Source organism: Microbacterium sp. HMWF026, assembly GCF_003061325.1.
GTDB lineage: Bacteria > Actinomycetota > Actinomycetes > Actinomycetales > Microbacteriaceae > Microbacterium > Microbacterium testaceum_E.
Genome location: NZ_QAJB01000048.1, coordinates 1 through 24,344 on the forward strand (window position 1 = coordinate 1; position 24,344 = coordinate 24,344).

General features: G+C 67.7%; 36 protein-coding genes and 1 pseudogene. 4 read left to right on the forward strand and 33 right to left on the reverse strand.

Annotated elements, in window-relative coordinates:
• Nucleotides 1–151 precede the first annotated feature (151 nt).
• Nucleotides 152–958: a fructose 1,6-bisphosphatase gene (locus tag DBR36_RS02225; RefSeq protein WP_108317388.1), complete on the reverse strand. Its 807-nt coding sequence runs from the start codon at nt 956–958 to the stop codon at nt 152–154.
• Between the two features lie 175 nt (nt 959–1,133).
• Between DBR36_RS02225 and DBR36_RS02230 the strand changes: the two genes are divergently transcribed.
• Together DBR36_RS02230 and DBR36_RS02235 are read left to right on the forward strand one after the other, a co-directional pair.
• Entirely contained in the window at nt 1,134–2,801 is a 1,668-nt protein-coding gene (locus DBR36_RS02230; RefSeq protein ID WP_108317389.1) for a cell wall metabolism sensor histidine kinase WalK, read from the forward strand.
• Nucleotides 2,798–3,916, forward strand: a complete 1,119-nt coding sequence (locus DBR36_RS02235) for a hypothetical protein (RefSeq protein ID WP_108317390.1) — start codon at nt 2,798–2,800, stop codon at nt 3,914–3,916. The genes DBR36_RS02230 and DBR36_RS02235 overlap by 4 nt, the downstream gene beginning before the upstream one ends.
• On the opposite strand, the gene DBR36_RS02240 is transcribed toward DBR36_RS02235, so the two are convergent.
• Nucleotides 3,917–4,552: a hypothetical protein gene (locus tag DBR36_RS02240; protein ID WP_108317404.1), complete on the reverse strand. Its 636-nt coding sequence runs from the start codon at nt 4,550–4,552 to the stop codon at nt 3,917–3,919.
• An 87-nt stretch (nt 4,553–4,639) separates the two neighbouring features.
• Between DBR36_RS02240 and DBR36_RS02245 the strand changes: the two genes are divergently transcribed.
• Together DBR36_RS02245 and DBR36_RS02250 are read left to right on the forward strand one after the other, a co-directional pair.
• The gene (locus tag DBR36_RS02245) at nt 4,640–6,424 is read left to right on the forward strand and encodes a DUF4012 domain-containing protein (protein ID WP_108317391.1); all 1,785 of its coding nucleotides are present in this window, start codon (nt 4,640–4,642) and stop codon (nt 6,422–6,424) included.
• A gap of 173 nt (nt 6,425–6,597) precedes the next feature.
• On the forward strand, nt 6,598–7,149 hold the full coding sequence (locus DBR36_RS02250; RefSeq protein ID WP_146185179.1) for a hypothetical protein: 552 nt from the start codon (nt 6,598–6,600) through the stop codon (nt 7,147–7,149).
• 75 nt (nt 7,150–7,224) lie between these two features.
• Here DBR36_RS02250 and DBR36_RS02255 read toward each other — a convergent pair whose 3' ends face one another.
• The 31 genes and pseudogenes from DBR36_RS02255 to rplC all read right to left on the reverse strand — a co-directional run.
• Nucleotides 7,225–7,917 (reverse strand): endonuclease/exonuclease/phosphatase family protein, encoded by a 693-nt coding sequence (locus DBR36_RS02255; RefSeq protein ID WP_108317393.1) that lies wholly within the window; start codon nt 7,915–7,917, stop codon nt 7,225–7,227.
• Nucleotides 7,918–7,985: 68 nt separating this feature from the next.
• Nucleotides 7,986–8,843: a tRNA pseudouridine(38-40) synthase TruA gene (gene truA / locus DBR36_RS02260; RefSeq protein ID WP_108317394.1), complete on the reverse strand. Its 858-nt coding sequence runs from the start codon at nt 8,841–8,843 to the stop codon at nt 7,986–7,988.
• An 82-nt stretch (nt 8,844–8,925) separates the two neighbouring features.
• Complete coding sequence (gene rplQ / locus DBR36_RS02265) at nt 8,926–9,483, reverse strand: 50S ribosomal protein L17 (RefSeq protein WP_108317395.1); 558 nt, start codon at nt 9,481–9,483, stop codon at nt 8,926–8,928.
• Nucleotides 9,484–9,525: 42 nt separating this feature from the next.
• A complete protein-coding gene (locus DBR36_RS02270; RefSeq protein ID WP_058230893.1) occupies nt 9,526–10,515 on the reverse strand; it encodes a DNA-directed RNA polymerase subunit alpha in 990 nt (329 codons plus the stop codon).
• A gap of 174 nt (nt 10,516–10,689) precedes the next feature.
• Nucleotides 10,690–11,088: a 30S ribosomal protein S11 gene (gene rpsK / locus DBR36_RS02275; RefSeq protein ID WP_013583990.1), complete on the reverse strand. Its 399-nt coding sequence runs from the start codon at nt 11,086–11,088 to the stop codon at nt 10,690–10,692.
• Nucleotides 11,089–11,124: 36 nt separating this feature from the next.
• The gene (gene rpsM / locus DBR36_RS02280; RefSeq protein ID WP_056226287.1) at nt 11,125–11,499 is read right to left on the reverse strand and encodes a 30S ribosomal protein S13; all 375 of its coding nucleotides are present in this window, start codon (nt 11,497–11,499) and stop codon (nt 11,125–11,127) included.
• A gap of 142 nt (nt 11,500–11,641) precedes the next feature.
• Nucleotides 11,642–11,758, reverse strand: coding sequence for a 50S ribosomal protein L36 (rpmJ, locus tag DBR36_RS02285; protein WP_005050492.1), 117 nt, complete (start codon nt 11,756–11,758; stop codon nt 11,642–11,644).
• Between the two features lie 59 nt (nt 11,759–11,817).
• Nucleotides 11,818–12,039 carry a translation initiation factor IF-1 gene (gene infA, locus DBR36_RS02290; RefSeq protein WP_013583992.1) on the reverse strand — a complete coding sequence of 74 codons (222 nt, stop codon included), beginning with the start codon at nt 12,037–12,039 and terminating at the stop codon, nt 11,818–11,820.
• A 140-nt stretch (nt 12,040–12,179) separates the two neighbouring features.
• Nucleotides 12,180–12,881 (reverse strand): thioredoxin domain-containing protein, encoded by a 702-nt coding sequence (locus DBR36_RS02295; protein WP_108317396.1) that lies wholly within the window; start codon nt 12,879–12,881, stop codon nt 12,180–12,182.
• Nucleotides 12,881–13,720 carry a type I methionyl aminopeptidase gene (gene map, locus DBR36_RS02300; protein ID WP_108317397.1) on the reverse strand — a complete coding sequence of 280 codons (840 nt, stop codon included), beginning with the start codon at nt 13,718–13,720 and terminating at the stop codon, nt 12,881–12,883. The genes DBR36_RS02295 and map overlap by 1 nt, the downstream gene beginning before the upstream one ends.
• 1 nt (nt 13,721) lies before the next feature.
• Nucleotides 13,722–14,309, reverse strand: coding sequence for an adenylate kinase (locus DBR36_RS02305; protein WP_108317398.1), 588 nt, complete (start codon nt 14,307–14,309; stop codon nt 13,722–13,724).
• Entirely contained in the window at nt 14,306–15,628 is a 1,323-nt protein-coding gene (gene secY / locus DBR36_RS02310; RefSeq protein WP_076673717.1) for a preprotein translocase subunit SecY, read from the reverse strand. Before secY ends, DBR36_RS02305 begins: the two co-directional genes overlap by 4 nt.
• Nucleotides 15,629–15,737: 109 nt before the next feature.
• Complete coding sequence (gene rplO / locus DBR36_RS02315; RefSeq protein WP_108317399.1) at nt 15,738–16,271, reverse strand: 50S ribosomal protein L15; 534 nt, start codon at nt 16,269–16,271, stop codon at nt 15,738–15,740.
• On the reverse strand, nt 16,271–16,456 hold the full coding sequence (gene rpmD, locus DBR36_RS02320) for a 50S ribosomal protein L30 (protein ID WP_013583998.1): 186 nt from the start codon (nt 16,454–16,456) through the stop codon (nt 16,271–16,273). Before rpmD ends, rplO begins: the two co-directional genes overlap by 1 nt.
• The gene (gene rpsE / locus DBR36_RS02325) at nt 16,456–17,136 is read right to left on the reverse strand and encodes a 30S ribosomal protein S5 (RefSeq protein ID WP_013583999.1); all 681 of its coding nucleotides are present in this window, start codon (nt 17,134–17,136) and stop codon (nt 16,456–16,458) included. The genes rpmD and rpsE overlap by 1 nt, the downstream gene beginning before the upstream one ends.
• Nucleotides 17,133–17,492, reverse strand: coding sequence for a 50S ribosomal protein L18 (rplR, locus tag DBR36_RS02330; protein WP_108317400.1), 360 nt, complete (start codon nt 17,490–17,492; stop codon nt 17,133–17,135). Before rplR ends, rpsE begins: the two co-directional genes overlap by 4 nt.
• A gap of 2 nt (nt 17,493–17,494) precedes the next feature.
• The gene (gene rplF / locus DBR36_RS02335) at nt 17,495–18,031 is read right to left on the reverse strand and encodes a 50S ribosomal protein L6 (RefSeq protein WP_108317401.1); all 537 of its coding nucleotides are present in this window, start codon (nt 18,029–18,031) and stop codon (nt 17,495–17,497) included.
• Nucleotides 18,032–18,037: 6 nt separating this feature from the next.
• Nucleotides 18,038–18,436: a 30S ribosomal protein S8 gene (rpsH, locus tag DBR36_RS02340; protein ID WP_013584002.1), complete on the reverse strand. Its 399-nt coding sequence runs from the start codon at nt 18,434–18,436 to the stop codon at nt 18,038–18,040.
• Between the two features lie 93 nt (nt 18,437–18,529).
• The gene (gene rplE, locus DBR36_RS02345; RefSeq protein WP_108317402.1) at nt 18,530–19,120 is read right to left on the reverse strand and encodes a 50S ribosomal protein L5; all 591 of its coding nucleotides are present in this window, start codon (nt 19,118–19,120) and stop codon (nt 18,530–18,532) included.
• A 2-nt stretch (nt 19,121–19,122) separates the two neighbouring features.
• The gene (gene rplX, locus DBR36_RS02350) at nt 19,123–19,482 is read right to left on the reverse strand and encodes a 50S ribosomal protein L24 (RefSeq protein ID WP_094736303.1); all 360 of its coding nucleotides are present in this window, start codon (nt 19,480–19,482) and stop codon (nt 19,123–19,125) included.
• A gap of 2 nt (nt 19,483–19,484) precedes the next feature.
• On the reverse strand, nt 19,485–19,853 hold the full coding sequence (gene rplN / locus DBR36_RS02355; protein ID WP_013584005.1) for a 50S ribosomal protein L14: 369 nt from the start codon (nt 19,851–19,853) through the stop codon (nt 19,485–19,487).
• Between the two features lie 35 nt (nt 19,854–19,888).
• On the reverse strand, nt 19,889–20,215 hold the full coding sequence (gene rpsQ / locus DBR36_RS02360; protein WP_076673706.1) for a 30S ribosomal protein S17: 327 nt from the start codon (nt 20,213–20,215) through the stop codon (nt 19,889–19,891).
• Nucleotides 20,215–20,529, reverse strand: a complete 315-nt coding sequence (gene rpmC / locus DBR36_RS02365; RefSeq protein ID WP_058623969.1) for a 50S ribosomal protein L29 — start codon at nt 20,527–20,529, stop codon at nt 20,215–20,217. Before rpmC ends, rpsQ begins: the two co-directional genes overlap by 1 nt.
• On the reverse strand, nt 20,529–20,948 hold the full coding sequence (gene rplP / locus DBR36_RS02370; RefSeq protein ID WP_013584008.1) for a 50S ribosomal protein L16: 420 nt from the start codon (nt 20,946–20,948) through the stop codon (nt 20,529–20,531). The genes rpmC and rplP overlap by 1 nt, the downstream gene beginning before the upstream one ends.
• Nucleotides 20,948–21,706 carry a 30S ribosomal protein S3 gene (gene rpsC / locus DBR36_RS02375; RefSeq protein WP_058230882.1) on the reverse strand — a complete coding sequence of 253 codons (759 nt, stop codon included), beginning with the start codon at nt 21,704–21,706 and terminating at the stop codon, nt 20,948–20,950. Before rpsC ends, rplP begins: the two co-directional genes overlap by 1 nt.
• Nucleotides 21,706–22,104: a 50S ribosomal protein L22 gene (rplV, locus tag DBR36_RS02380; RefSeq protein ID WP_013584010.1), complete on the reverse strand. Its 399-nt coding sequence runs from the start codon at nt 22,102–22,104 to the stop codon at nt 21,706–21,708. The genes rpsC and rplV overlap by 1 nt, the downstream gene beginning before the upstream one ends.
• A 22-nt stretch (nt 22,105–22,126) precedes the next feature.
• Nucleotides 22,127–22,408, reverse strand: coding sequence for a 30S ribosomal protein S19 (gene rpsS, locus DBR36_RS02385; protein WP_013584011.1), 282 nt, complete (start codon nt 22,406–22,408; stop codon nt 22,127–22,129).
• 12 nt (nt 22,409–22,420) lie between these two features.
• Nucleotides 22,421–23,260, reverse strand: coding sequence for a 50S ribosomal protein L2 (rplB, locus tag DBR36_RS02390; RefSeq protein WP_013584012.1), 840 nt, complete (start codon nt 23,258–23,260; stop codon nt 22,421–22,423).
• Nucleotides 23,261–23,284: 24 nt separating this feature from the next.
• Complete coding sequence (gene rplW, locus DBR36_RS02395; protein ID WP_013584013.1) at nt 23,285–23,584, reverse strand: 50S ribosomal protein L23; 300 nt, start codon at nt 23,582–23,584, stop codon at nt 23,285–23,287.
• On the reverse strand, nt 23,581–24,243 hold the full coding sequence (rplD, locus tag DBR36_RS02400; RefSeq protein WP_108317403.1) for a 50S ribosomal protein L4: 663 nt from the start codon (nt 24,241–24,243) through the stop codon (nt 23,581–23,583). The genes rplW and rplD overlap by 4 nt, the downstream gene beginning before the upstream one ends.
• Before the next feature lie 2 nt (nt 24,244–24,245).
• A pseudogene (gene rplC, locus DBR36_RS02405) lies at nt 24,246–24,344 on the reverse strand (50S ribosomal protein L3); the annotation flags it as partial.

Consider the following 24,344-nt stretch of genomic DNA (forward strand, 5'->3'; position numbering starts at 1 on the left):
CATGCCGTCGATCGATTACGACGACGTGCCCGACCTGTGCTTCGAGCACTACCTGATCATGGATGTGGATGATCTGTCGCTGCTCATGGAGAGTCGGAGACTCAGGCCCCGCCAGGGACATCCCGGCGGAGCCTGAGTCCGCGCGAGCGGATCAGCCCTGGCCGCTGGTCTGGCCCCATCCCGGCGCGCGACCGGTGCTGCTCGACGAGCCCCCGGTCTGCCCCGAGGTCGACGCCTGTCCTTCGTCAGCGAAGATGGCGATGGGGAGGTATTGGTACACGGTCTGCTGCGAGAACGACGAGTCGGTGTTCGCCGCCCCCTCGACGGCCACGTTCAAGGCGAACTCGAGCGTGATGCCGTAGGTGTCGACGGGCAGCTGCCGGATCGAGGTGGTCGGCACCAGCAGACCCCCCTGGAAGCTGTTGAGCAGCAGCCCCCGGTCGGACCGCAGCGTGTCCGAGGGCACGAGGGTGCGCGGGTCGGCGCTGAACTGGAACGGGTTGGACACCTGACCACCGGTCTGCGCCGTCTGCGAGGTGACCGAGATCGACGACACGTAGACACGACGCTTCTGCGTCAGCACCGCCTTCTCGTCGACGCGCCGGTCCACGACGTTGACGGCGAAGCCGAGCTGCTTCTCGTTGGTGGGCGTCCACTCCCGGGTGCGCTTCGGTTCGACCGCCCAGACGTCCAGCCGCAGGTCGAGACCGTCGGCGACCTCGGACGTCAACGACACGGACCCGTCGTAGGTGAACTGCGAGTCGAAGGGCTTGGCGTCGTCCGTCGTCTGCGGGACGGGCGTCGCGACGACGACGGATGAGCCGCCGCCCATCTGCCCGGGCAGGGCGTTGAACGCCTGCGCGACCTGCGCGCACCCGCCCAGGGCCAGGGGGGCGACGAGGGCGAGAGAGAGGGCCAGGGCGGACGCGCGGACGCGTCGGCGAGTGGTCGGGCTCACGGTGGTCTCCTGAGGAAGAGGCGCGGAGTGCGCAGAGGTCGCTGAACGACCATCACGCTGCGGGATGCAGGCCTCAGGGGGAGTCTGACCGGGCGTCGTGACGCAGGATCACGCGCGGCGAGCAGAGACAGGATGGCGCGCAGAAGACTACACCACTCTCTATACACTCGAACTCATGGCATCCCTGAGGAACGTCCCCCCGGCGGTTCCTCCGGATGGCCTGCACGAAGACGAGGCGAAGGCGCCGAGCAGCCGCACCCGCACCGTGTGGCTTCTGCAGCTCGTCCTCGGGGCGAGCGTCGTCATCACCGTTCTCCTCGTGCAGGCGCTCGAGCCGTCCCTCTTCACGCACTGGCCGTTCTCGTCCGGGGTGGGGGTCGTCATCGCCTTGACTGCGGCGGCGATCGTGGTCCCGTGGCACCGCCTGCCCCGCTGGACCATCTCGCTCCTCCCCTTCGGCGACATCGTCGGCATCGGTCTGCTCAGCTTCGGGACCGATCTGCGGTTAGCCTTCTTCTGGGTCTTCCCCATCATCTGGATCGCCACCCACTTCACCCTCGCCTACCTCGTCTCCGCTCTGGCCGCGGTGGGCATCATCATCGTCGTGGACACGACCGTCAACACCGCCGGCCCCACGTCGGCCCTGCGGTTGATCGTCGTCCTGCTGTCGCTCACCTTCATCGCCATCACCTCCTTCCTGTCGGCGCGCCAGACCCGGGCGTTCAAGCAGTTGCTGCGCCGCCAGGCGAGCCGGCTCCAGGGCACCCTTCAGCGGGTCTCCGGCCAGGAGCGACGCGTATCGCAGATGCTGAACGGCCTGGACACCGGCATCGCGCGCCTGTCCGCGGACGGTGAGGTGCTCGCCCTCAACGACACCTACGTCGCGCTCTACGGCGTCGAGCGCGACGAGCCGCAACGACCGGGCAGCGCCGTCGAATACGCCACCCTGCGCGGTGAGCCGCTGCCGGATTCCGAGCGTCCCTTCGCCCGTGCCGCTCGGGGCGAGCAGTTCGACGACGAACGCGTCTGGCTCTTCGACCCGCACGGCGAATGGCACGCGCTGTCCGCCTCGACCCGCCGTCTGATCTCGTCCGACGAGCCCGAGAGCACGTTGCTCATCGTCCACGACATCACGGCACTCATCGAGTCCGAGCGCGCGCGCGAGCGTCTCGCCGCCACCGTGTCGCACGAGCTGCGCAATCCCCTCACGGCCATCGTCGGGCACGCCGATCTGGCGCTGGACGACCCCGATCTCAGCCCGAAGGTGCGCGAGCAGCTCGAGGTGATAGCGGGCGCCGGAGAACGGATGCAGAAACTGATCTCCGAGATCCTGGCCACCTCGAGGGGCGTGTTCCGCGACTCGGCCCCTCCCGCGGCCGCCGACGCGAGCCGCATCATCGCCTCGTCGCTCGCGTCCTTCCGCCCTGCGGCGAGCGCTCGTCGGGTGAGCGTCGTCGACGACCTTCCGGCGTCGGCCGAGGTCAGCGGCGATGCGTTCCGCCTGCGCCAGGCCTTCGACAACATCCTGAGCAACGCCATCAAGTACACGCCGGCGGGGGGAACGATCCGGATCTCGGGTGAGGTCTCCCCCGACGACGTGATCCTGCACTTCTCCGATACGGGTATCGGCATCCATCCCGACGATCTGGCGCGGGTCTTCGACCCGTACTTCCGTGCACAGGCGGTTCGCGACAGCTCGACACCGGGCACCGGTCTGGGGATGGGGATCATCCGCAGCATCGTGGAGGACCAGGGCGGTTCGCTGTTCCTCGAGAGCGAACTCGGAACGGGGACGACGGTGACGGTGGTGCTCCCGACCCGCAGCGATTCCGCCGCCGCATGATGCCCGCGGACGTCCTGTCGAACCTCGGGCTGGCCCAGGCCACCGTCGCGACCCTCGGGACGGTGATGGTCATCGGCCTGGGGTTCCTGCACCGGCCGTCGCGATCGGCGTTGCTGTGGTCGCTGGCGTTCGTCCTCGCCATGACGAGTACGTGGGTGTCCGTGACGGGCACGATCCTCGAAGAAGAGGGCGTGCGACGCGCCGGGCTCGGCCTCATGCTGGGAGCTCCCGCGCTCATCTGGTCCGGCTTCCGCGCGCGTCGCGGCGTGCGTGCGCTCCCGTGGGTCGGAGCCGTCTATGCTCTCGCGACCGCCGTGGTGTTCACGACCGTCACCGAGCCGGGCGCCTACGGTCTGTGCTTCCGTCTGGCCTTCGTCGGCGCCTCCGTCTTCGCGGGGCTGACTGCGGCCGAACTGCGACGAGCGGCGGACAGGCTCGAACGGCTCGCGCTCCCCCTGTCCGTCGTGTGCGTCGCGTTCGTCGCCGTCGGGATCGCCATCCTCGTCTCGGGCCTGGCCGCCCCCGCCGCGATCGGCGACCTCGCCCTTGCGCGCGTCATCAATGGCTTGGCGATGCTGATCTTCCTCGTCTGCGCGACGGTGTCGCTGCTGTACTTCACCTCGGTGTCGCCGAGCGGCCGCAGCTCCGCGACCAGCTGGCCGCACTTCGTGGTGACGGCGACGGATCGCCTGCGCCGCGCCCGCCGCAGCGAAGAACCGCACTGGGCGGTGCTCAGCATCCGACTCGACGACCCCGCGCAGGTGCGCAGCGCCGCCGGCGAGAGTTCCTGGCAGCGGTTGGCCGCCGTTTTCGAGACGATCGTCGCCGAATGCCTCCCCGCCGAGGCCGACCTCGGGAGTGAGAAGCGCGGTCACGTGGTGGCCGTCGTCTGCCGCCCCGACCCGGCCCTGCGTGGCCACGTGCGGACGATGCTGCAGCGGGTCACCGATCTGGATGCATCGACCCTCGTCGACGTGCAGCTGTCGGCCAGCGTCGGATGGGTTCCCGCAGAGGCCGGCGACTTCGACCTGACCGCGCTCATCGGGGCCGCAGACGAAGCGGCCGCTGCCGCGACCCGCCAAGGTGGGGATCGGTGGGAGCGCGTTCGACTCTGATCAGCCGCCCGTGCTGCCGTCGCCGCCGGCGATGGCGACCGTGAGCGTGTCGCTCGCCGTCTGTTTGGCGAACTCGTTCGATGTCGGGGTGGACTGCACCAGGTACTCGAAGGTGAACTGGAGGGTGACAAATGTCGCGTCGGCGGGGACCTCGCCGACGTTGAACGTCTGCGAGTAGCTGTACGGCGAGAGGACGAGGTAGCCGGGCGCGTCGGTCTGATCGACCTGCGCCGGGAGCGGAGAGAAGGACTGCGACGCGTTGCCCGGCACCGCTGTCATCGTGGCCCGCTGCAGGTACACCTTCTGACCGTCGTCGGGGGTGACCGTGGTCACCATGGAGAGGCTGACGGGCTTCAGCGCCGTCGGGGTCCAGCGGTCCATCGAGAGCGTCGACCAGTAGTCGACCGTCGCCCCCACGGCGCCGGCGGTCAGCGTGCGCTTCGTCGATCCGCTCGAGAGGTCGTTGCGCACCGGCTGTGGAGCCGCGGTCATCGAGGGGGCGGCCGAGGTCGGAGCCGGCTCCTGCCCGCCGCCCTGCGCCCACGGAGGGGCACCGCACCCGGTGAGGAGGATGAGGGCGCTTCCGATCGCGACGACGCCCGAGACGGCCTTGCGGCGTGCTGCTGCGGAACCCATGAACACTCCCCCGGATCGGCTTCTCAGTCTAGGTGGGGCGGGCGGCCGTCGAGGCGCCCACGCTCGAGACGCCCCTAGGGTGTTCGCGTGATCGACTGGGCTTCGCCGGGACGACGTCCGCGCCGGCTGCGTGCCGTACTCGTCTGGGCCGTCTACCTCGCCCTCGCCGCGGGCGCCGTGGTGGCCGTATGGATCGGAGTGCGCGGAGCGCTCGCGGTCGATCACCTGAGGTCGGCGCAGTCCACGGTGACGGCCGCCGCGCAGGCCGCAGACGACCCCGCGGCGGCCCTAGCGATGCTCGCCCCGGTGGGCGCCGACACCGCTGCCGCGCGCGCGCTGACGACCGACCCGCTCTGGCGCCTCGCAGAGTCGGTGCCCTGGATCGGCCCTCAGCTGCGGGCGATCGCACGAACCGCCGCGGCGACCGACGACGCGTTCAGGAACGGTCTCGCGCCGCTCGCGTCCGTCGCCGGCGACATCGCACCGGAGGCGCTCCAGCCCGCGGGCGGCGTGATCGATGTCGCGCGATTGGCATCCGCTCACCCCGCCGTCGCCGGAGCGGCCGCAGCGCTCCGACGGAGCGCCGATGAGATACGGGGGATCGATCCCGCTCCCCTGCTCGGACGTCTGTCCGGCACCCTGTCGCACGCCGCGGACGTCCTCGGCGCCGCGGCCGACCGCGCCGATGCCCTGGGGCGGGCGACCGCCCTGGTCCCGCAGATGCTCGGCGCGGACGGCCCGCGTTCGACGCTGGTGCTGTTCCAGAACAACGCCGAGTGGCGTTCGCTGGGGGGCGTGGTCGGCGCCGTGGCGCAGATCGACGCGGACGACGGACGCATCACCCTCTCCGCCCAGGGATCGTCGGGTGACTTCGCGGCGCTGAGCGCAGAACCGGTGGACCCGCTGCCGGCCGACGTGCAGGGTCTGTACGACACCCGACCGGCGCGGTTCATCCAGAACGTGACGCAGGTGCCGGACTTCACGGTGGGGGCGCCCCTCGCCCGCGAGATGTGGCGGCGCGTGCACGGGTCGAACGTCGACGCCGTGGTCGCCGTCGATCCGGTCACCCTTTCCTATATCTTGCGGGCGACCGGTCCCGTCCGGCTCCCCACGGGCGACGAGATGACCGCCGATTCGGCGATCCCCCTGCTGCTGCACGACGTGTACGCGCGCTACGCCGACCCCGATGCGCAGGACGCCTTCTTCCGCTCCGCGTCCGTCGCGGTCTTCCAGGCCCTGACCGAGGGGCGCGCCGAACCCGCCGCTCTCGTCGATGCCCTCGCGCGCGCGTCCGCGGAACGCCGCCTCCTCATCTGGAACGCGGATGCCGCCACCCGATCGCTGCTGGAGGGAACCACGCTGCAAGGAGCCCTGCCCGTCTCCGACGCGGCCCGCACCACCATAGGGGTCTACCTGAACGACGGCACCGGGTCGAAGATGGACTACTACCTGCGACCCCGGGTGGAGACCGCATGGTGCGCCTCGGGGACGGCATCCGTGCACGTCGAATTGCACAACGACGCGCCGGATCCCGTACTGCTGCCGCCCTTCGTCACCGGCGGCGGCGCGTACGGAGTCCCCCCGGGCGACGCCCTGACGGGTGTCTACGTCTACCTCCCGCCGGGCGCCTCCGTCGTCGATCAACGCACCTCCAGCGACAGCCCGATCGCCTCCGGGTTCGCCGGGGGCTCCCATGACGGTCGGACGGTCGTGAAATGGTCCGTCGAACTCCCGCCCGGTCGCAGCGCCTCGCTCGATCTCGAGGTCGCCCTCCCTCTCACACCGATCCTGGATGCCGTCTCGACGCCGACCCGCGATCCGGCCGAGGTGCCCACCACCGGTGCGTGCCGGTTCGAGCCGGCGCAGGGGTGAAGCGAGGACACTCACACCGGGTGAAGTCCGGGGCCGATGTTCGTGAAACCTGCGTCCTCCGCGGGGCCCGGCCCGCCGCCCTGCAGAAAAATCTTCGTCAGAGCCATGCGAGGCGCGACGGATGACGCGAACCGCTGTTCCGGCTCGATCACGCCGACCAGATGGGGCACACCATGAAGACCACGATCCTCCGAGCAATCGCCGCGCTGTCGATCGCCGCGGCCGCGGTGTTGGCCCCGACAGCCGCCAACGCCAGCACCTACCCCGACCCCGTCGTCGTGGTCGCCACGCCCCCGGTCATCCCGGCCGGCGGCCAGACGGTCTTCACGACCAACCGTCCCGCTCTTCAGGGCGACGAGGACGTCGTGATCTCGGTCACCGGCGCGAACGCCAACGGGATCGCGCTGGCCTCGGTCGTTCAGACGAACACCTCGCTGCGCAGCAAGGCCGTCAACGGGTCGCTGCGCGTCCCCGTCACGTTCCCGCAGAACGCGAGCGGTCGCTACGACTTCACCTTCACGGGCGCGCGCAGCGGCACCGTTCTGCGCGGCTCCGTCACCGTCACCGGATCGCCCTCCTCGCCTGCCAAGGGCGGACTCGCGGTCACCGGCTTCGACGCCGGCAACACGACGGGGATCTGGCTCGCCGATGCGGGTCTCGTCGTCGCCGGCACCGCGGTCGCCGTCGGGGCGACCGTGCGTCGTCGCCGCGCGACGCGCAGCTGAACCACCCCGTATAGGAAAGGGCCCCGTCTGCCGACGGGGCCCTTTCCTATACGGTTTTCACGTCGCGCGGGTGTCTCACACACCGCCGCTGACGTGTGATGCCGTCACCTCAGCGGTGACCAGAATGGGCAGGTGGTCGCTCAGGCCCTGCGGCAGGGTCTTGATGTGCGCGATGTCGAACCCCGCCGAGGTCGCGAAGTCATAGTGGCCCTTGAAGAACCGGTAACGCGTGTACGTCCGCGCGTCGCTCAAGGTGAGTTCATACCCCTGGTCCCGGATCTTCTGGCCCAGGTTCTCTTTGAAGACCGGGTAGTTGTAATCCCCCACCATCAGCGCGGGGAGCCCCGGGCCCAGATCCTGGAGCTCGGACAACGCGGTCCGGATCTGGTGCCGTCGCAGAGAGTTCAGAGCCGTCAGCGGCGCCGCGTGGAACGAGGCCACGATGACATCGCGACCGTGGTCGATGTCCCGGAGCCGCACGCCCAGCATGCGCTCCTCAGCAGGCTTGAGGACGTAGTCGTGAAGGGATTTCTTCAATCCGATCGCGCGGACGTCCTCTGCACGGAACGTGTTTTCGCGGTAGTAGACCGCGAGACCGAGGCGGTTCCGCTGCGTCGCCTCGGCGAGACGCAGTCCGCCGATGCGGTCGGGGATGTCGCGGGAGTCGCACTCCTGTAGGCACAGGATGTCGGCCTCGTGCTGCTCGACGAGGGCGACGAGTTCACCGGCGGCGCGATGCTTGTTCAGGTTGTACGAGATGACCTTCATGGCCTGCACAGCCTACGACCGCCGTCCATGCCCCGGGCGAGGGGTTGCACCCGTGCGGACGGGGTGACTCAGGATGCCGGGTCGTCGGCATCCCGTCGTCGACGCGTCTGTTCGGCGCGCGCCGCCAGAAGATCGTCGGCGGGATAACCGACCTCGGTCAGAACGAGTCCGCGGGCGGCCAGGACCTTGGTCTCGGGAATTCGCATGCGGGCATCGCGGATGGCGACGACGTCGTCGACGGCGATGCGCCCCTCCCCCACGGCAACGCAGGCGCCGACGAGCGCACGGACCATGCTGTGGCAGAACGCGTCCGCGCGGACGTTGGCGACGAGGACACCGTCGTCGCCACGTCGCCAGTCGTACTCGAGCAGCGTGCGAATGGTCGTCGCCTCGTCGCGGGCCTTGCAGTACGCCGCGAAGTCGTGCAGACCGATGAGACGGTTCGCGGCGGCGTCCATCGCGTCGACGTCCAGAGAGCTGCGGAGCGTCGTCGTCCACTGACGCGCGAGAGGGTCGTATCCCGTCGACGTGTCTGCCAGACGGTACGAATAGCGACGCCACACGGCAGAGAAGCGCGCATCGAACCCCTCGGGAGCGAGCGACGTCCTGCGAACGGTGACGTCCGGGTAGGCGCCCAGGACCCCGCGGATCCTGCCGGCGAGAGCCCCTACCGCGTCGGCTTCGTCGCCGTCCCGGCGACGACGTGGCAGCCGTGACACCTGGCCCTCGTCGAGATCGATATGGGCGACCTGACCGGACGCGTGCACCCCGGCATCCGTCCGACCGGCGACGATCAGCCGCGGTGCGCCCCCGACGATCCGGGTGAGGGCATCCTCGAGCTCACCCTGTACGGTGCGGAGTCCGGGCTGACGAGCCCATCCCCGGAAGTGCGTGCCGTCGTAGGAGATGTCGAGACGGATGCGCACCCCACCAGCCTACGAGCGTCTGCGACCCCGGAACGACGAAACCCCCGCCCGAAAGGGCGGGGGCTTCGTTCGAGCAGAAGGCTCAGGCCTTGGCGTCGTCCTGGACGGCGTCCTCGGCGGCGGCCTCGGCAGCCGCACCCTCGGCGGGCGACTCGGCGCCGGCCTCGGCGGCCTCGTCGTTCGCCGTCTCGTCCGCGGCGGACTCGTCGGCGACGGGCTCCTCGGCGGCGGGAGCAGCAGCGGCGGGAGCCGCGGCCGACTTGTTCGACGCCTTCTTCGCGACGGGCTCGAGGACGAGTTCGATCACGGCCATGGGGGCGTTGTCGCCCTTGCGGTTGCCGACCTTCGTGATGCGGGTGTAGCCGCCGTCACGCTCGGCCACGAGGGGCGCGATCTCGGTGAAGAGGGTGTGCACGACCTCTTTGTCGCCGATGACGCTCAGCACGCGGCGACGCGCGTGGAGGTCGCCACGCTTGGCGAAGGTGATGAGGCGCTCGGCGAGCGGACGCAGGCGCTTGGCCTTGGTCTCGGTCGTCTTGATGGACTTGTGCGTGTACAGGGCTGCCGCGAGGTTCGCGAGAAGCAGACGCTCGTGGGCCGGGCCGCCTCCGAGGCGGGGACCCTTCGTGGGCTTGGGCATGTCGTGTTACTCCAGAGAAAGGTTCGATCGGGTCCGACGAGGTCAGACGGTTTCTTCGTCGTAGCCGCTGTAGAACTGAGCGCCGTCGAAGCCGGGCACCGAGTCCTTGAGCGACAGGCCGAGCGAGGTGAGCTTGTCGCGCACCTCGTCGACCGACTTCTGACCGAAGTTGCGGATGTTCATCAGCTGCGTCTCGGAGAGGGCGACCAGCTCCGACACGGTGTTGATGCCCTCGCGCTTGAGGCAGTTGTACGAGCGGACCGACAGGTCGAGATCCTCGATCGGCATCGACAGCTCGTTGGAGAGGACGGTCTCGACCGGCGCGGGGCCGATCTCGATGCCCTCGGCCTCGACGTTCAGCTCGCGAGCGAGGCCGAACAGCTCGGTCAGGGTTCGTCCGGCCGACGCCACCGCGTCGCGCGGGGCGATCGAGGCCTTCGACTCGACGTCGAGGACGAGCTTGTCGAAGTCGGTGCGCTCGCCGGCACGCGTCGCGTCGACGCGGTAGCTCACCTTGAGGACGGGCGAGTAGATCGAGTCGATCGGGATCTGACCGGCCTCGGCGTACTCGTTGCGGTTCTGCGTGGCCGAGACGTAGCCGCGGCCGCGCTCGATGGTGAGTTCGAGCTCGAACTTCGCCGTGTCGTTCAGCGTGGCGATGACCAGCTCGGGGTTGTGCACCTCGACACCGGCGGGAGCGGAGATGTCGGCGGCGGTGACCTCACCGGCGCCGGTCTTGCGCAGGTACGCCGTGATGGGCTCGTCGCGCTCGCTCGAGACGACGAGCTGCTTGATATTCAGGATGATCTCGGTGACGTCTTCCTTCACGCCCGGGATGGTGCTGAACTCGTGCAGCACGCCGTCGATGCGGATGCTCGTGACGGCCGCGCCGGGGATCGACGACAGAAGGCTGCGACGCAGCGCGTTGCCGATCGTGTAACCGAAACCGGGCTCCAGCGGCTCGATGACGAAACGGCTGCGGAACTCCCCGATCTTCTCCTCGGTCAGAGTGGGACGCTGTGCGATGAGCACTATGTGTTCCTTTCGATCACGTGCCCGCTATATGACACGTGTAATGGGGTGAGGTGTTGAGTTGTACTCGCCGGCTACCGCGGACCCGAGGGTGCACGTCGGCATCCGGAAAACTGTTGCGCGGGAGCGCAACGTTCCCGGGGAGCGACGAGCACTCCCCGGGAACGAGACGCGTCAGACGCGGCGACGCTTGGGCGGACGGCAGCCGTTGTGGGCCTGCGGCGTCACGTCCTGGATCGAACCGACCTCGAGGCCGGCAGCCGTGAGCGAACGGATCGCGGTCTCACGACCCGAACCCGGACCCTTCACGAAGACGTCGACCTTCTTCACACCGTGCTCCTGCGCCTGGCGGGCAGCGGACTCCGCGGCCATGCCGGCGGCGTAGGGCGTCGACTTGCGCGAACCCTTGAACCCGACACCGCCGGACGAGGCCCAGCTGATGACGGCGCCCGAGGGGTCCGTGATCGAGACGATGGTGTTGTTGAACGTCGACTTGATGTGGGCCTGGCCCACGGCGATGTTCTTCTTCTCTTTGCGGCGCGGCTTGCGCGCGGCGGACTTGGCCTGTGCCATGTGCGTTCTCCTGAATCCTGACGCTCAGCCCGCGGCTTAGCGCGCCTTCTTCTTGCCGGCGACGGTGCGCTTGGGTCCCTTGCGGGTACGCGCGTTCGTCTTCGTGCGCTGACCGCGCACCGGGAGGCCGCGGCGGTGGCGCAGGCCCTCGTAGGAACCGATCTCGACCTTGCGGCGGATGTCGGCGGCGACCTCGCGACGGAGGTCACCCTCCACCTTGTAGGTGCCTTCGATGTGGTCGCGCAGAGCGACCAGCTGGTCGTCGGTGAGGTCCTTGACGCGAATGTCCTGGCTGATGTCAGTGGCGTTCAGGATCTCGACGGAGCGGGTGCGACCCACGCCGTAGATGTAAGTAAGTGCGATCACCACGCGCTTGTCGCGCGGGATGTCGACGCCGGCGAGACGTGCCATGCGGCTCTCCTCAGAGTGTCGTGGAGGTGTGGAGCAGGATCGGTGCTCGGGCCTCCGCCCCGAGGTGTCCCCCGCCCGCTCTCGCGGGTGGGATCTGATCCTGCCGGTGTGTATTCAGTTGGAAAGGTGTGGAGCTGGAAGCTCAGCCCTGGCGCTGCTTGTGGCGCGGGTTGCTCTTGCAGATCACCATCACGCGCCCGTGGCGACGGATCACCTTGCAGTGGTCGCAGATGGGCTTGACGGAGGGGTTGACCTTCATGATGTTCCTGTTTCGCTGTCTTCGACCCGCGCGTGCGGGTCGTTACTTCTCGGCCGGGCTCAGCGGTAGCGGTAGACGATACGACCGCGGGTGAGGTCGTACGGGCTCAGTTCGACGACGACGCGGTCTTCGGGGATGATACGGATGTAGTTCTGCCGCATCTTTCCTGAAATGGTGGCCAGCACCTTGTGACCGTTCGTCAGCTCGACACGGAACATCGCGTTGGGCAGTGCCTCGGACACCGTGCCCTCGATCTCGATGACACCGTCTTTCTTCGCCATAAACTCGCTCACGCTCAGTTGCAGACCGGCCGGTCTGCGGTGGATGGGATTCGGTACTTCGACACGCCAATGACGGCGCAACGCACCAAAGGACAAGCATACGTGGTAGAACGCACCCCGGCAACTCGCCGGGTGTGTCGTCAGCCCTCGAGGCGCGCGACGATGTCCTTCTGCGGGTCCCCGGTCAGGTCCGTCTTGTTCGCCAGCACGGTGCCGTTCACCGCGATCGTCGGCGTCGCGACGCCCTGACCGCCCGGCTGGACCGGGGTCTTCTGCGTCATCGCGGTGACGAACTTGGAATAGGTCCCGTCGGAGATGCACGAGGACACGGCATCCGAGGCCCCCGCGGTCGTCGCGATCGAGGTGAGTGTCGCATCATCCAGCCCGGACGTGTTCTCTTTCGGCTGCTGGGCGTACATCGCCTTGACGAAGCCCGGGATGTTCGCGGCGTCGTCGACGGCCACGCAATAAGCCGCATTGGCCGAGCGCGTCGAATACTGAGTGCCCTGCGACGCCCGATCGAGGATCGAGATCGGGTGGATGTTCAGGGTGATCGTGCCGTCGTCCACCAGCTGCTGCAGCGTGGGGCCGTAAGCCTGCTCGAACGAGTTGCACACCGGGCACATGAAGTCCACGTACGTGTCGACCGTCTTCTCGCCCGTGCCCACCGCGATGGCGCCGGTCTCGGTATTCACGGCCGAGGTCTCGGGCAGCGTTCCCGGACCCGCCGCCTGACTGTTGGCGAACCAGACCACACCACCGACGATCAGCACGATGACGACCGCTGCGGCGGTCACCCCGAGCGCGAACCAGTTGGTGGATTTACGGGCGGCAGCCATCATCAGTCGATCTCCTTCGGCACCACACCGAACGGCGCCAGCTTCTCGGCACCGCCGTCGTGCGCGGTGAGGACCCAGATGCCCCCATCATGCACGGCGACGCTATGTTCCCAGTGGGAGCCGTCGGTGCCGTCGATGGTGGACACCGTCCATCCGTCGTCCTCGACCTCGGTCGCCTGGTCGCCGATGACGACCATCGGCTCGATGGCGACGGCCAGACCCGGCCGCACCTCGGCCCCGCGCTCGCTCGTCGCGTAGTTGAAGATGCTCGGCGACTCGTGCATCTTGCGACCGATGCCGTGACCGACGTAGTCGCGCAGGATGCCGTACCCGCCCTCGGGAGCATGCTCGTCGATGTACGCCTCGATGGCGGCACCCACCTCACCGAGGTGCGACGCGCGACTCAGCGCTGCTATGCCCGCCCACAGCGACCCCTCGGTGACCGCGGACAGGCGGCGGCGCGGAGCGGTCAACGCCTCGGGCGCGTCACCCGGAACGATGACCGTGAAGGCCGAGTCGCCGTTCCACCCCTTGTACTGCGCGCCGGCGTCGATGGACAGGATGTCGCCCGCCCGGAGCGGACGATCGTTCGGGATGCCGTGGACCACCTGTTCGTTGACCGACGCGCAGATCGTGTGGCGGTAGCCGCGCACCATCTGGAAGTTCGATTCGGCGCCGCGCTGTCCGATGACCCGCGCCGCTTCCGCGTCGAGCTGGAGGGTGGTGATCCCCGGCTCGACGAGCCGGCGGACCCCCGCCAGCGCGTCGGCCGTGATGAGGCCCGGCTCGATCATCGAGCGCAGCTGCGCGGGCTTCTTGTAGACGGAGGAACGCAGGCCCACGTCAGCGGGCCTGGATGCCGCGCGCCTCGAGGGCGGCGAAGATCCGTGCGGTGACCTCGTCGAGGGTCCCGACGCCGTCGATCTCGTCGACGATGCCGCGCGTGCCGTACACGTCCAGGATCGGTGCCGTCTCACGCTCGTAGATGCCCAGCCGCGTGGCGATGGCCTCTTCGGTGTCATCCGCGCGACCCTGCTCGGCGGCGCGAGCGGTCAGACGCGAAAGCGATTCGTCGCGCGGGACGATGAGCGCGATGACGGCATCCAGCGACTCGTCGCGCCCCTCGAGGAATTCGTCGAGGTGCAGCACCTGAGCGAGATTGCGGGGGTAGCCGTCGAGCAGGAAACCCTCGGCGGCGTCATCCTGGGCGAGACGGTCCCGGACCACCGCACTCGTCAGCTCGTCGGGCACCAGGTCTCCGCCGTCGATGATCGACTTGACCTGCAGGCCGAGTTCGGTGCCGTCCTTGACGTTGGCCCGGAAGACATCGCCGGTCGACACGACCGGGATGCCGAGGGCGTCGCCGACGCGAACGCCCTGGGTGCCTTTGCCCGAACCCTGGGGTCCGACGATCAGAAGCCGTGCGGTCATCGCAGAAGCCCTTCGTAGTGACGCTGCTGGAGCTGCGCGTCGATCTGCTTCACCGTCTCGAGACCCACGCCCACGATGATGAGGATCGAGGCTCCGCCGAAGGGGAAGTTCTGGTTGGCGCCCACGGTCGCGAGGGCGACCAGCGGAAGAAGCGCGATGAGGCCGAGGTAGATCGAGCCGGGCAGCGTGATACGCGTGAGCACGTAGTCGAGGTACTCCGCCGTCGGACGTCCCGCGCGGATGCCGGGGATGAAGCCGCCGTACTTCTTCATGTTGTCGGCGACGTCGACCGGGTTGAACGTGATGGCCACGTAGAAGTACGCGAAGCCGATGATGAGCAGGAAGTAGATCAGCATGTAGAGCGGGTGGTCACCGCGCGTGAGGTACTGCGAGATCCACGTCACCCACGGAGCGGGCTCCTGCCCGGCCTGCGGCTGGTTGAACTGGGCGATCAGAGCAGGGATGTACAGCAGCGACGAGGCGAAGATGACCGGGACGACGCCCGCCATGTTGACCTTGATCGGGATGTAGGTGTTCGTCCCGCCGTACGTGCGGCGCCCGACCATCCGCTTCGCGTACTGCACGGGGATCCGTCGTTGCGACTGCTCGACGAACACGACGAGGGCGACGATGACGATGCTGACCGCGAGGACCAGGAGGAAGACCTCGACGCCGCGGGCGTTGAGGATCGAGATCATCGCGCCGGGGAAGGTCGCGGCGATCGAGGTGAAGATGAGGATCGACATGCCGTTGCCCACGCCACGCTCGGTGACCAGCTCGGCGAACCACATGACCAGGCCGGTACCGGCGGTCATGGTGATGATCATCAGCAGCTGAGCCCACCAGATGTCATTGGTCAGCAGCTGCTGGCACTCGGGAACGCCCGCCGAGCCGAAGAGCTGTCCGGAGCGCGCGACGGTGACCAGCGTCGTCGACTGCAGGAGTGCCAGCGCGATCGTGAGGTATCGCGTGTACTGGGTGAGCTTCGCCTGCCCCGCCTGACCCTCTTTGTAGAGCGTCTCGAAGTGCGGGATGACGACGCGCAGGAGCTGCACGATGATCGTCGCCGTGATGTACGGCATGACCCCCAGCGCGAAGATCGACAGCTGCAGCAGCGCACCACCCGAGAAGAGGTTGACGAGCGAGAGCAGTCCCTCGGTCCCCCCGGACTGGTTCAGACACTGCTGAACGTTGGGGAAGTCGACGAACGGCGTCGGCACGTGGGCACCCAGCCGGTAAATGGCGATGATCCCCAGCGTGAAGGCGATCTTCCGCCTCAGGTCGGGCGTGCGGAAAACCCGCGCGATGGCGCTGAACAAGGGAGAGTCCTCCAGAACGATCTCGGCGCGCGACGAAGCGCACACCCCAGCAGACTAACCCAGAAGGGGCCGACGGCCATAAGGCCGCCGGCCCCTCCGGGGTCGGGCGTCAGTTGACGGTGCCGCCAGCGGCGACGATCTTCTGCTCAGCGGAGCCGGAGACCTTGTCGACCGAGACGGTCAGCGCGACCGAGATGTCGCCGGTGCCGAGCACCTTGACCTTCTCGTTCTTGCGCACAGCACCCTTGGCCACCAGGTCGGCGACGGTGACGTCTCCGCCCTGCGGGTAGAGCTCGCCGAGCTTGTCCAGGTTCACGACCTGGTACTCGACGCGGAACGGGTTCTTGAAGCCACGGAGCTTCGGGGTGCGCATGTGCAGCGGCATCTGCCCACCCTCGAAGCCGACCTTGACCTGGTAACGGGCCTTGGTTCCCTTGGTACCACGACCGGCGGTCTTACCCTTGGAGCCCTCACCGCGACCGACACGGGTCTTCGCGGTGCGAGCGCCCGGGACGGGACGCAGGTGGTGGACCTTCAGCACGCCGGGGCGCGCCGCGGGGGCCTCTTTCGTGCCGGCCGTCTTACGGGCCGAAGCCTTCTTCGGGGCGTCGACCGTGACGGTCTCGTCCTTCTTGTCAGCCATTAGTCGATCTCCTCAACCTTGACGAGGTGGGCGACGGTCTTGACGTAGCCGCGCGTCTGCGCGTCGTCCGGACGGACGACCGAGTCGCCGATCCGCTTCAGACCGAGCGAACGCAGCGTGTCACGCTGGTTCTGCTTCTCGCTCACCTTGGACTTGATCTGCGTGACCTTCAGACGCTCGGCCATCAGGCACCTACCTTCTGAGCGGCGGCCTCGGCGCGCACGAGGCGGGCCGGGGCGACCTGGTCGAACTCCAGGCCACGGCGGGCGGCCACAGCGCGGGGCTCCTCGAGCGACTTCAGCGCCTCGACGGTCGCGTGCACGATGTTGATCGTGTTCGACGAACCGAGGGACTTCGAGAGCACATCGTGGATGCCGGCGCACTCGAGGACGGCGCGGACCGGACCACCGGCGATAACACCGGTACCGGCGGCGGCGGGGCGCAGCAGCACCACACCGGCGGCGGCCTCACCCTGGACGGGGTGGGGAATGGTCGAACCCGAGCGGGGAACGCGGAAGAAGTTTCGCTTGGCCTCTTCGACACCCTTCGAGATGGCGAGGGGGACTTCGCGGGCCTTGCCGTAGCCGACGCCCACGACGCCGTTGCCGTCACCCACGACGACGAGCGCCGTGAAGCTGAAGCGACGACCACCCTTGACCACCTTGGACACGCGGTTGATCGTCACGACGCGCTCGAGAAACTGGCTCTCGTTGCGGTCGCGCGAACCACGGTCGCGCTGGTTGGTGTTGCGCTCGCGACCACCGCGACGCGGCTCGCGCTCACGCTCGGCGGGGGCCGTGGCCGCAGCCGCACCCTCTGCCGGTGCAGTCTGCTCGGTCACTTCGGTCTCCTTGTTGTCACTCACAGGTTCAGCCCTCCTTCGCGAGCTCCGTCGGCGATCGCGGCGACGCGGCCGGCGTAGCGGTTTCCGCCACGGTCGAACACGACGTCGGAGATGCCCACGGCCTTGGCACGCTCGGCGACGAGCTCGCCGACCTTGCGGGCCTTGGCGGTCTTGTCACCGTCGAAACCGCGCAGGTCGGTCTCGAGGGTCGAGGCAGAGGCCACGGTGTGACCCTTGCTGTCGTCCACGACCTGGACGAACACGTGGCGCGCGGAGCGCGTCACGACGAGACGGGGACGCAGCTCGGTGCCGACGACCTTCTTGCGAAGACGCGCGTGACGACGAGCACGAGCGACGGACTTTGTCTTGACAGCCATGGTCACTTACCACTCTTTCCGGCCTTGCGGCGCACGACCTCGCCCGCGTACCGCACACCCTTGCCCTTGTAGGGCTCGGGCTTGCGGATCTTGCGGATGTTGGCGGCGGCCTCGCCGACGGCCTGCTTGTCGATGCCGCTCACGGTCAGCTTGTTGTTGCCTTCGACCGTGAGGGTGATGCCAGCGGGCGGGTCGATCAGGACGGGGTGCGAGAAGCCGAGCGCGAACTCGACCGAGCTGCCCTTCTGAGCGACGCGGTAACCCGTGCCGACGACCTCGAGGCCCTTGGAGTAGCCCTGAGTGACACCGATGATGTTGTTGTTGATGAGGGTGCGGGTCAGGCCGTGGAGCGACCGCGACTCGCGCTCATCGTCGGGGCGGGTGACGAGAACCTGGTTCTCCTCGACCGACACCTCGAGGGGCTGGGCGATCGTGAGCGCCAGCTCACCCTTGGGGCCCTTGACGGAGACCTCCCGGCCGTTCACCGAAACGGTGACACCGGCGGGGATGTCGATGGGAAGACGTCCAATACGCGACATGTCAGATCACCACACGTAGGCGAGGACTTCCCCGCCGACGCCCTTCTGCTCGGCCTGACGGTCCGTGAGGAGACCGGAGGAGGTGGAAAGGATGGCCACGCCCAGGCCACCGAGGACCGTGGGGACCTCGGTCGACTTCGCGTAGACGCGGAGGCCGGGCTTCGACACGCGCTTGATACCGGCGATGGACCGCTCGCGGTTCGGGCCGTACTTCAGCGTCATGTTGAGGGTCTGGCCGACACGCGCGTCCTCGACGCTCCAGTCGGCGATGTAACCCTCCTGCTTGAGGATGGCGGCGATGTTGGTCTTGAGCTTCGAGCTCGGCATCGACACGGAGTCGTGGTGCGCCGAGTTCGCGTTGCGCAGACGGGTCAGCATGTCTGCGACCGGGTCTGTCATCGTCATGTGTTGCTTCTTTCTTTCATGAGGTTTCGGCTGCCGTTACACGACAGCCGACCTTCGATGACGGGCCCCCGGAAATCCCGGGGGCCCGAGTGTTCAGGACTGGGCGTCGGCCGACTGGAACGGGAAGCCGAGCTGGCGCAGCAGCGAACGGCCCTCGTCGTCGGTCTTGGCGGTGGTGACGATCGTGATATCGAAACCACGCACACGGTCGATGCGGTCCTGGTCGATCTCGTGGAACACGGACTGCTCCTGGAGACCGAAGGTGTAGTTGCCGTTGCCATCGAACTGCTTGGCCGACAGACCGCGGAAGTCGCGGATGCGGGGCAGCGCGAGGTTGACCAGGCGGTCCACGAACTCCCAGGCACGGTCGCCCCGAAGGGTGACGTGCGCGCCGATGGCCTGGCCCTCGCGCAGCTTGAACTGCGCGATGGACTTGCGGGCCTTCGTGACGACGGGCTTCTGACCGGTGATCTTGGTGAGGTCGTCGACCGCACCATCGATCACCTTGCTGTCACGAGCGGCCTCGCCGACACCGGTGTTCACGACGACCTTGACCAGGCCGGGAATCTGCATGACGTTCGCGTAGCCGAACTCCTCCTGCAGGGCCTTCTTGATCTCGGTGTTGTACTTCTGCTTCAGGCGGGGCTGGATCTTGCCAGCCGCCGCGGCAGTGTCGGTGCTCATATTCAGAGGTCCTTGCCGCTCTTCTTCGCGAAGCGCACGCGGACGGTGCGCTTGACGCCGTCCTTCACCTGCTCCTCGACACGGTGACCGACGCGGGTCGGCTTCTTGGTCGAGGGGTCGACGAGCGCGACGTTGGAGATGTGGATCGGGGCCTCGAACGTCTCGATGCCACCGGTCTTGGTGCCGCGCTGGGACTGGCCCACGCGGTTGTGCTTGGTGACGTAGTTCACGCCTTCGACGATGACGCGGTTCTGCTCGGTGAGGACCTCGAGGACCTTACCCTGCTTGCCGCGGTCGCCGCCGCGCTCGGGCTTGGCGCCCGAGATGACCTGAACCAGGTCGCCCTTCTTGATTTTCGCCATGATCAGATGACCTCCGGGGCGAGCGAGACGATCTTCATGAACTTCTTGTCGCGAAGCTCACGGCCGACCGGTCCGAAGATGCGGGTGCCGCGGGGCTCCCCGTCGTTCTTCAGGATCACGGCGGCGTTCTCGTCGAACTTGATGTACGAGCCGTCGGGACGGCGGGTCTGCTTGACGACACGGACGACGACGGCCTTGACCACGTCGCCCTTCTTGACGTTTCCACCCGGGATCGCGTCCTTGACCGTGGCGACGATGACGTCGCCCAGGCCGGCGTAACGACGGTTGGAGCCGCCGAGCACGCGGATGGTGAGCAGCTCCTTGGCGCCGGTGTTGTCGGCGACCTTCAGCCGGGATTCGTTCTGAATCACTGTTTACTCCTTGGGTTCCAAGCAAGCCGCGAGGCTTACTTGGCCTTCTCGAGGATCTCGACCAGGCGCCAGCGCTTGGTGGCGCTCAGCGGACGGGTCTCGTTGATGACGACCAGGTCGCCGATGCCCGCCGAGTTGGTCTCGTCGTGCGCCTTGACCTTGGAGGTGCGGCGGATGACCTTGCCGTAGAGCGGGTGCTTCACGCGGTCCTCGACCTCGACGACGATGGTCTTGTCCATCTTGTCGCTGACGACGTAGCCACGACGCGCCTTGCGGTAACCGCGGGCGTTCTCGTCGCGAACATCGTTCTCGGCGTGCTCGTGACCGGCGACCTGCGCCTCGGCCTTCTTCGCGGTAGCCATTACTCCGCCTCTTCCTTCGCGGCGTCGTCAGCGGCATCCGCCTTCTTCGCCTTGCTCTTCTTCGCCTTCGCCGGAGCCTCGACCGGAGCCGGGGTGGCGCGGATGCCGAGCTCGCGCTCACGGATGACCGTGTACAGACGCGCGATGTCGCGCTTGACTGCACGGATGCGTCCGTGGCTCTCGAGCTGGCCGGTGGCCGACTGGAAGCGCAGGTTGAACAGCTCTTCCTTGGCCTTACGCAGCTCCTCCACGAGGCGCTGGTCTTCGAACGTGTCGAGCTCGCTCGGGGCGAGCTGCTTGGTGCCGATCGCCATTACGCGTCGCCCTCCTCGCGCTTGATGATGCGTGCCTTCAGGGGCAGCTTGTGGATGGCACGGGTCAGTGCTTCACGAGCGAGTTCCTCGTTCACACCCGCGACCTCGAAGAGGACGCGGCCCGGCTTGACGTTGGCAACCCACCACTCGGGGGAACCCTTACCGGAACCCATGCGGGTTTCGGCCGGCTTCTTGGTGAGGGGACGGTCGGGGTAGATGTTGATCCACACCTTTCCACCACGCTTGATGTGACGCGTCATGGCGATACGAGCGGACTCGATCTGACGGTTCGTCACGTACGCGGGGGTCAGCGCCTGGATGCCGAACTCACCGAACGACACCGTGGTGCCACCGGTGGCCTGGCCCGAACGGCCGGGGTGGTGCTGCTTGCGGTACTTGACCTTGCGGGGGATGAGCATTACGCCGACGCTCCTTCTGCCACGGGGGCCTCGTTGCGCGGGCCACGACGACGGTCGCCACCGCGGTCGTCACGACCGCGCGACTTGGGCGCGTTGGCCTGCTCGCGGGCGAGCTCCTTGTTGGTGAGGTCGCCCTTGTAGATCCAGACCTTCACGCCGATGCGGCCGAAGGTCGTCTTGGCCTCGTAGAAGCCGTAGTCGATGTTCGCGCGGAGGGTGTGCAGGGGCACACGGCCTTCACGGTAGAACTCGGAGCGGCTCATCTCGGCGCCGCCGAGACGACCGGACACCTGGATGCGGACACCCTTGGCGCCGGCGCGCTGCGCACCCTGCAGACCCTTGCGCATCGCGCGGCGGAACGCCACACGAGCGGACAGCTGCTCGGCGACACCCTGCGCGACCAGCTGAGCGTCGGCCTCGGGGTTCTTGACCTCGAGGATGTTCAGCTGGATCTGCTTGCCGGTGAGCTTCTCGAGGTCGGCGCGGATGCGCTCGGCCTCGGCGCCGCGGCGACCGATCACGATGCCCGGGCGGGCGGTGTGGATGTCGACGCGGACGCGGTCACGCGTGCGCTCGATCTCGATGTTGCTGACACCGGCGCGGTCGAGCGACGTGGTCAGCAGGCGACGGATCTTGATGTCCTCGGCGAGGTAGTCGGCGTAACGCTGACCGGGCTTCGTCGAGTCCGAGAACCACCGCGACACGTGGTCGGTGGTGATGCCGAGGCGGAAGCCGTACGGGTTGACCTTCTGTCCCATTACTTGCTCGCCTTCTTGTTGGCGCGAGCCGGGGCCGCCTCGGCGGTCTCGGGCGTCGCGAGCACGACCGTGATGTGGCTCGTGCGCTTCTTGATCTGGAAGGCGCGACCCTGAGCGCGGGGCTGGAAACGCTTCAGCGTCGTGCCCTCGTCGACGTACGCGTTCTTCACGTACAGGTCGGCGTCATCCAGGTATTCGTTCGTCTTGTCGGCCGTGACGCGAGCGTTCGCGATGGCCGAGGCGACGAGCTTGTAGATCGGCTCGCTCGCGCCCTGGGGCGCGAACTTCAGGATCGCGAGGGCCTCTTCGGCCTGCTTGCCCTTGATGAGCGCGACGACGCGACGAGCCTTCTGAGGGGTCACGCGGATGTGTCGCACACGTGCGATGGACTCCACCATTTCTCTCTCCTCCTCGGTCGCCTTAGCGGCGACGGCCCTTCTTGTCGTCCTTCACGTGGCCGCGGAAGGTGCGGGTGGGCGAGAACTCGCCCAGCTTGTGGCCGACCATGGTCTCGGTCACGAACACGGGGATGTGCTTGCGACCGTCGTGCACGGCGATGGTGTGTCCCAGCATGGCGGGGATGATCATCGAACGGCGCGACCAGGTCTTGATGACGTTCTTGGAACCGGCTTCGTTCTGCGAGACGACCTTGCGAAGCAGGTGCTCGTCGACGAAGGGGCCCTTCTTAAGGCTGCGAGGCATCTTCCTCTACTCCTACTTGCGCTTCTTGCCGGCGGTGCGACGGCGGACGATCAGCTTGTCGCTTTCCTTGTTCGCGTGGCGGGTGCGGCCCTCGGCCTTACCCCACGGCGAAACAGGGTGACGACCACCGGAGGTCTTACCCTCACCACCACCGTGCGGGTGGTCGACCGGGTTCATGGCGACACCACGCACGGTCGGGCGGACGCCCTTCCAGCGCATGCGGCCGGCCTTGCCCCAGTTGATGTTCGACTGCTCGGCGTTACCGACCTCGCCGATCGTGGCGCGGCAGCGCACGTCGACGTTGCGGATCTCGCCGGAGGGCAGACGCAGCTGCGCGTAGGGGCCGTCCTTGGCGACCAGGCGCACCGAGGCACCGGCCGAACGGGCCATCTTCGCTCCGCCGCCGGGACGCAGCTCGATCGCGTGGATCACGGTACCGGTGGGGATGTTGCGCAGCGGCAGGTTGTTGCCGGGCTTGATGTCAGCGCCGGCACCCGACTCGACGACGTCGCCCTGCGACAGCTTCGCGGGAGCGAGGATGTAGCGCTTCTCGCCGTCCGCGTAGTGCAGCAGCGCGATGCGCGCGGTGCGGTTGGGGTCGTACTCGATATGGGCGACCTTGGCGTCGATGCCGTCCTTGTCGTTACGACGGAAGTCGATCAGACGGTACTGACGCTTGTGTCCACCACCGATGTGGCGGGTGGTGATGCGGCCCTGGTTGTTGCGGCCACCGGTCTTCGACAGCGGGCGCAGCAGCGACTTCTCAGGCGTCGATCGGGTGATCTCGGCGAAGTCGGCCACCGACGAGCCGCGGCGACCGGGGGTCGTGGGCTTGTACTTGCGAATAGCCATTGTTCTTGTCCTCTATCCCGACCGTCAGCCGACAGACGTGAAGATGTCGATGGTGCCGGACTTCAGCGTGACGATGGCACGCTTCGTGTCCTTGCGCTTGCCGATGCCGAAGCGGGTCCGACGGGCCTTGCCCTGACGGTTCAGCGTGTTCACCGAAGCGACCTTGACGCCGAAGATCTTCTCGATGGCGAGCTTGATCTCGGTCTTCGACGAACGGGGGTCCACCAGGAAGGTGTACTTGCCCTCGTCGATGAGCGAGTAGCTCTTCTCGGAGACGACCGGCTTCAGGATGATGTCGCGCGGGTCCTTGTTGACGGTGGTCATGCCGAGACCTCCTCGGTGGCGCCGGACTTCGACGAGACGAACGCGTCGTAGGCGGCCTTGGTGAAGACGATGTCGTCGGAGACGAGCACGTCGTAGGCGTTCAGCTGGCCGAAGGTCAGCACGTGGACGTACGCGAGGTTGCGCACGCTCTTGACGGTCAGCTCGTCGTCGCGGTCGATGACCACGAGGACGTTCTTGACGGCGCCGAGGGCGTTCAGCACGGTCGCGGCGGCCTTGGTCGAGGGCGCGCCCTCGATGCCGAAGCTGTCGACGACGTGCAGACGCTGACCCCGAGCGCGGTCGCTCAGCGCACCCAGGAGGGCGGCGGCGATCATCTTCTTGGGGGTGCGCTGGCCGTAGTCACGGGGCTTCGGGCCGTGGACGATGCCACCACCGGTCATGTGCGGCGCGCGGATCGAGCCCTGACGGGCGTTACCCGTGCCCTTCTGCTTGAAGGGCTTGCGGCCGGCACCCGAGACCTCGCCACGACGCTTGGTCGAGTGGGTGCCCTGGCGTGCCGCGGCGCGCTGCGCCACGACGACCTGGTGGATGAGGGGGATGTTCGTCTTGACGTCGAAGAGCGCGGCGGGCAGCTCGACAGAGCCGGCCTTGTTGCCGTCGGCCTTCACGACGTCGAGCGCGAGAGTCGAGTCAGCCATGATCAGGCACCCTTCACTGCGTTGCGGACGTAGACGATGCGACCGCGAGCACCGGGGACGGCGCCCTTGACGAGCATCAGACCCTTCTCGGCGTCGACGGC

What these genes read in the sequence shown, in the direction of transcription:
- DBR36_RS02240 (WP_108317404.1), bottom strand. Translation starts at nt 4,552, where the DNA reads ATGGGTTCCGCAGCAGCACGCCGCAAGGCCGTCTCGGGCGTCGTCGCG.
- rplV (WP_013584010.1), bottom strand. Translation starts at nt 22,104, where the DNA reads ATGGTGGAGTCCATCGCACGTGTGCGACACATCCGCGTGACCCCTCAG.
- DBR36_RS02235 (WP_108317390.1), top strand. Translation starts at nt 2,798, where the DNA reads ATGATGCCCGCGGACGTCCTGTCGAACCTCGGGCTGGCCCAGGCCACC.
- rplQ (WP_108317395.1), bottom strand. Translation starts at nt 9,483, where the DNA reads ATGCCCAAGCCCACGAAGGGTCCCCGCCTCGGAGGCGGCCCGGCCCAC.
- rplO (WP_108317399.1), bottom strand. Translation starts at nt 16,271, where the DNA reads ATGGCTGACAAGAAGGACGAGACCGTCACGGTCGACGCCCCGAAGAAG.
- rplE (WP_108317402.1), bottom strand. Translation starts at nt 19,120, where the DNA reads ATGAGCACCGACACTGCCGCGGCGGCTGGCAAGATCCAGCCCCGCCTG.
- rplF (WP_108317401.1), bottom strand. Translation starts at nt 18,031, where the DNA reads ATGTCGCGTATTGGACGTCTTCCCATCGACATCCCCGCCGGTGTCACC.
- rpsM (WP_056226287.1), bottom strand. Translation starts at nt 11,499, where the DNA reads ATGGCACGTCTCGCCGGCGTCGACATCCCGCGCGACAAGCGCGTGGTG.
- rpmD (WP_013583998.1), bottom strand. Translation starts at nt 16,456, where the DNA reads ATGGCCGAGCGTCTGAAGGTCACGCAGATCAAGTCCAAGGTGAGCGAG.
- infA (WP_013583992.1), bottom strand. Translation starts at nt 12,039, where the DNA reads ATGGCGAAGAAAGACGGTGTCATCGAGATCGAGGGCACGGTGTCCGAG.
- rpsQ (WP_076673706.1), bottom strand. Translation starts at nt 20,215, where the DNA reads ATGGCTACCGCGAAGAAGGCCGAGGCGCAGGTCGCCGGTCACGAGCAC.
- rplP (WP_013584008.1), bottom strand. Translation starts at nt 20,948, where the DNA reads ATGCTCATCCCCCGCAAGGTCAAGTACCGCAAGCAGCACCACCCCGGC.
- rpmC (WP_058623969.1), bottom strand. Translation starts at nt 20,529, where the DNA reads ATGGCGATCGGCACCAAGCAGCTCGCCCCGAGCGAGCTCGACACGTTC.
- rplR (WP_108317400.1), bottom strand. Translation starts at nt 17,492, where the DNA reads ATGGCTGTCAAGACAAAGTCCGTCGCTCGTGCTCGTCGTCACGCGCGT.
- rplD (WP_108317403.1), bottom strand. Translation starts at nt 24,243, where the DNA reads ATGGCTGACTCGACTCTCGCGCTCGACGTCGTGAAGGCCGACGGCAAC.
- DBR36_RS02250 (WP_146185179.1), top strand. Translation starts at nt 6,598, where the DNA reads ATGAAGACCACGATCCTCCGAGCAATCGCCGCGCTGTCGATCGCCGCG.
- rpsH (WP_013584002.1), bottom strand. Translation starts at nt 18,436, where the DNA reads ATGACGATGACAGACCCGGTCGCAGACATGCTGACCCGTCTGCGCAAC.
- rpmJ (WP_005050492.1), bottom strand. Translation starts at nt 11,758, where the DNA reads ATGAAGGTCAACCCCTCCGTCAAGCCCATCTGCGACCACTGCAAGGTG.
- rpsK (WP_013583990.1), bottom strand. Translation starts at nt 11,088, where the DNA reads ATGGCACAGGCCAAGTCCGCCGCGCGCAAGCCGCGCCGCAAAGAGAAG.
- rplB (WP_013584012.1), bottom strand. Translation starts at nt 23,260, where the DNA reads ATGGCTATTCGCAAGTACAAGCCCACGACCCCCGGTCGCCGCGGCTCG.
- DBR36_RS02230 (WP_108317389.1), top strand. Translation starts at nt 1,134, where the DNA reads ATGGCATCCCTGAGGAACGTCCCCCCGGCGGTTCCTCCGGATGGCCTG.
- rpsC (WP_058230882.1), bottom strand. Translation starts at nt 21,706, where the DNA reads ATGGGACAGAAGGTCAACCCGTACGGCTTCCGCCTCGGCATCACCACC.
- DBR36_RS02255 (WP_108317393.1), bottom strand. Translation starts at nt 7,917, where the DNA reads ATGAAGGTCATCTCGTACAACCTGAACAAGCATCGCGCCGCCGGTGAA.
- DBR36_RS02305 (WP_108317398.1), bottom strand. Translation starts at nt 14,309, where the DNA reads ATGACCGCACGGCTTCTGATCGTCGGACCCCAGGGTTCGGGCAAAGGC.
- rplX (WP_094736303.1), bottom strand. Translation starts at nt 19,482, where the DNA reads ATGGCGAAAATCAAGAAGGGCGACCTGGTTCAGGTCATCTCGGGCGCC.
- rplW (WP_013584013.1), bottom strand. Translation starts at nt 23,584, where the DNA reads ATGACCACCGTCAACAAGGACCCGCGCGACATCATCCTGAAGCCGGTC.
- rpsS (WP_013584011.1), bottom strand. Translation starts at nt 22,408, where the DNA reads ATGCCTCGCAGCCTTAAGAAGGGCCCCTTCGTCGACGAGCACCTGCTT.
- DBR36_RS02295 (WP_108317396.1), bottom strand. Translation starts at nt 12,881, where the DNA reads ATGATGGCTGCCGCCCGTAAATCCACCAACTGGTTCGCGCTCGGGGTG.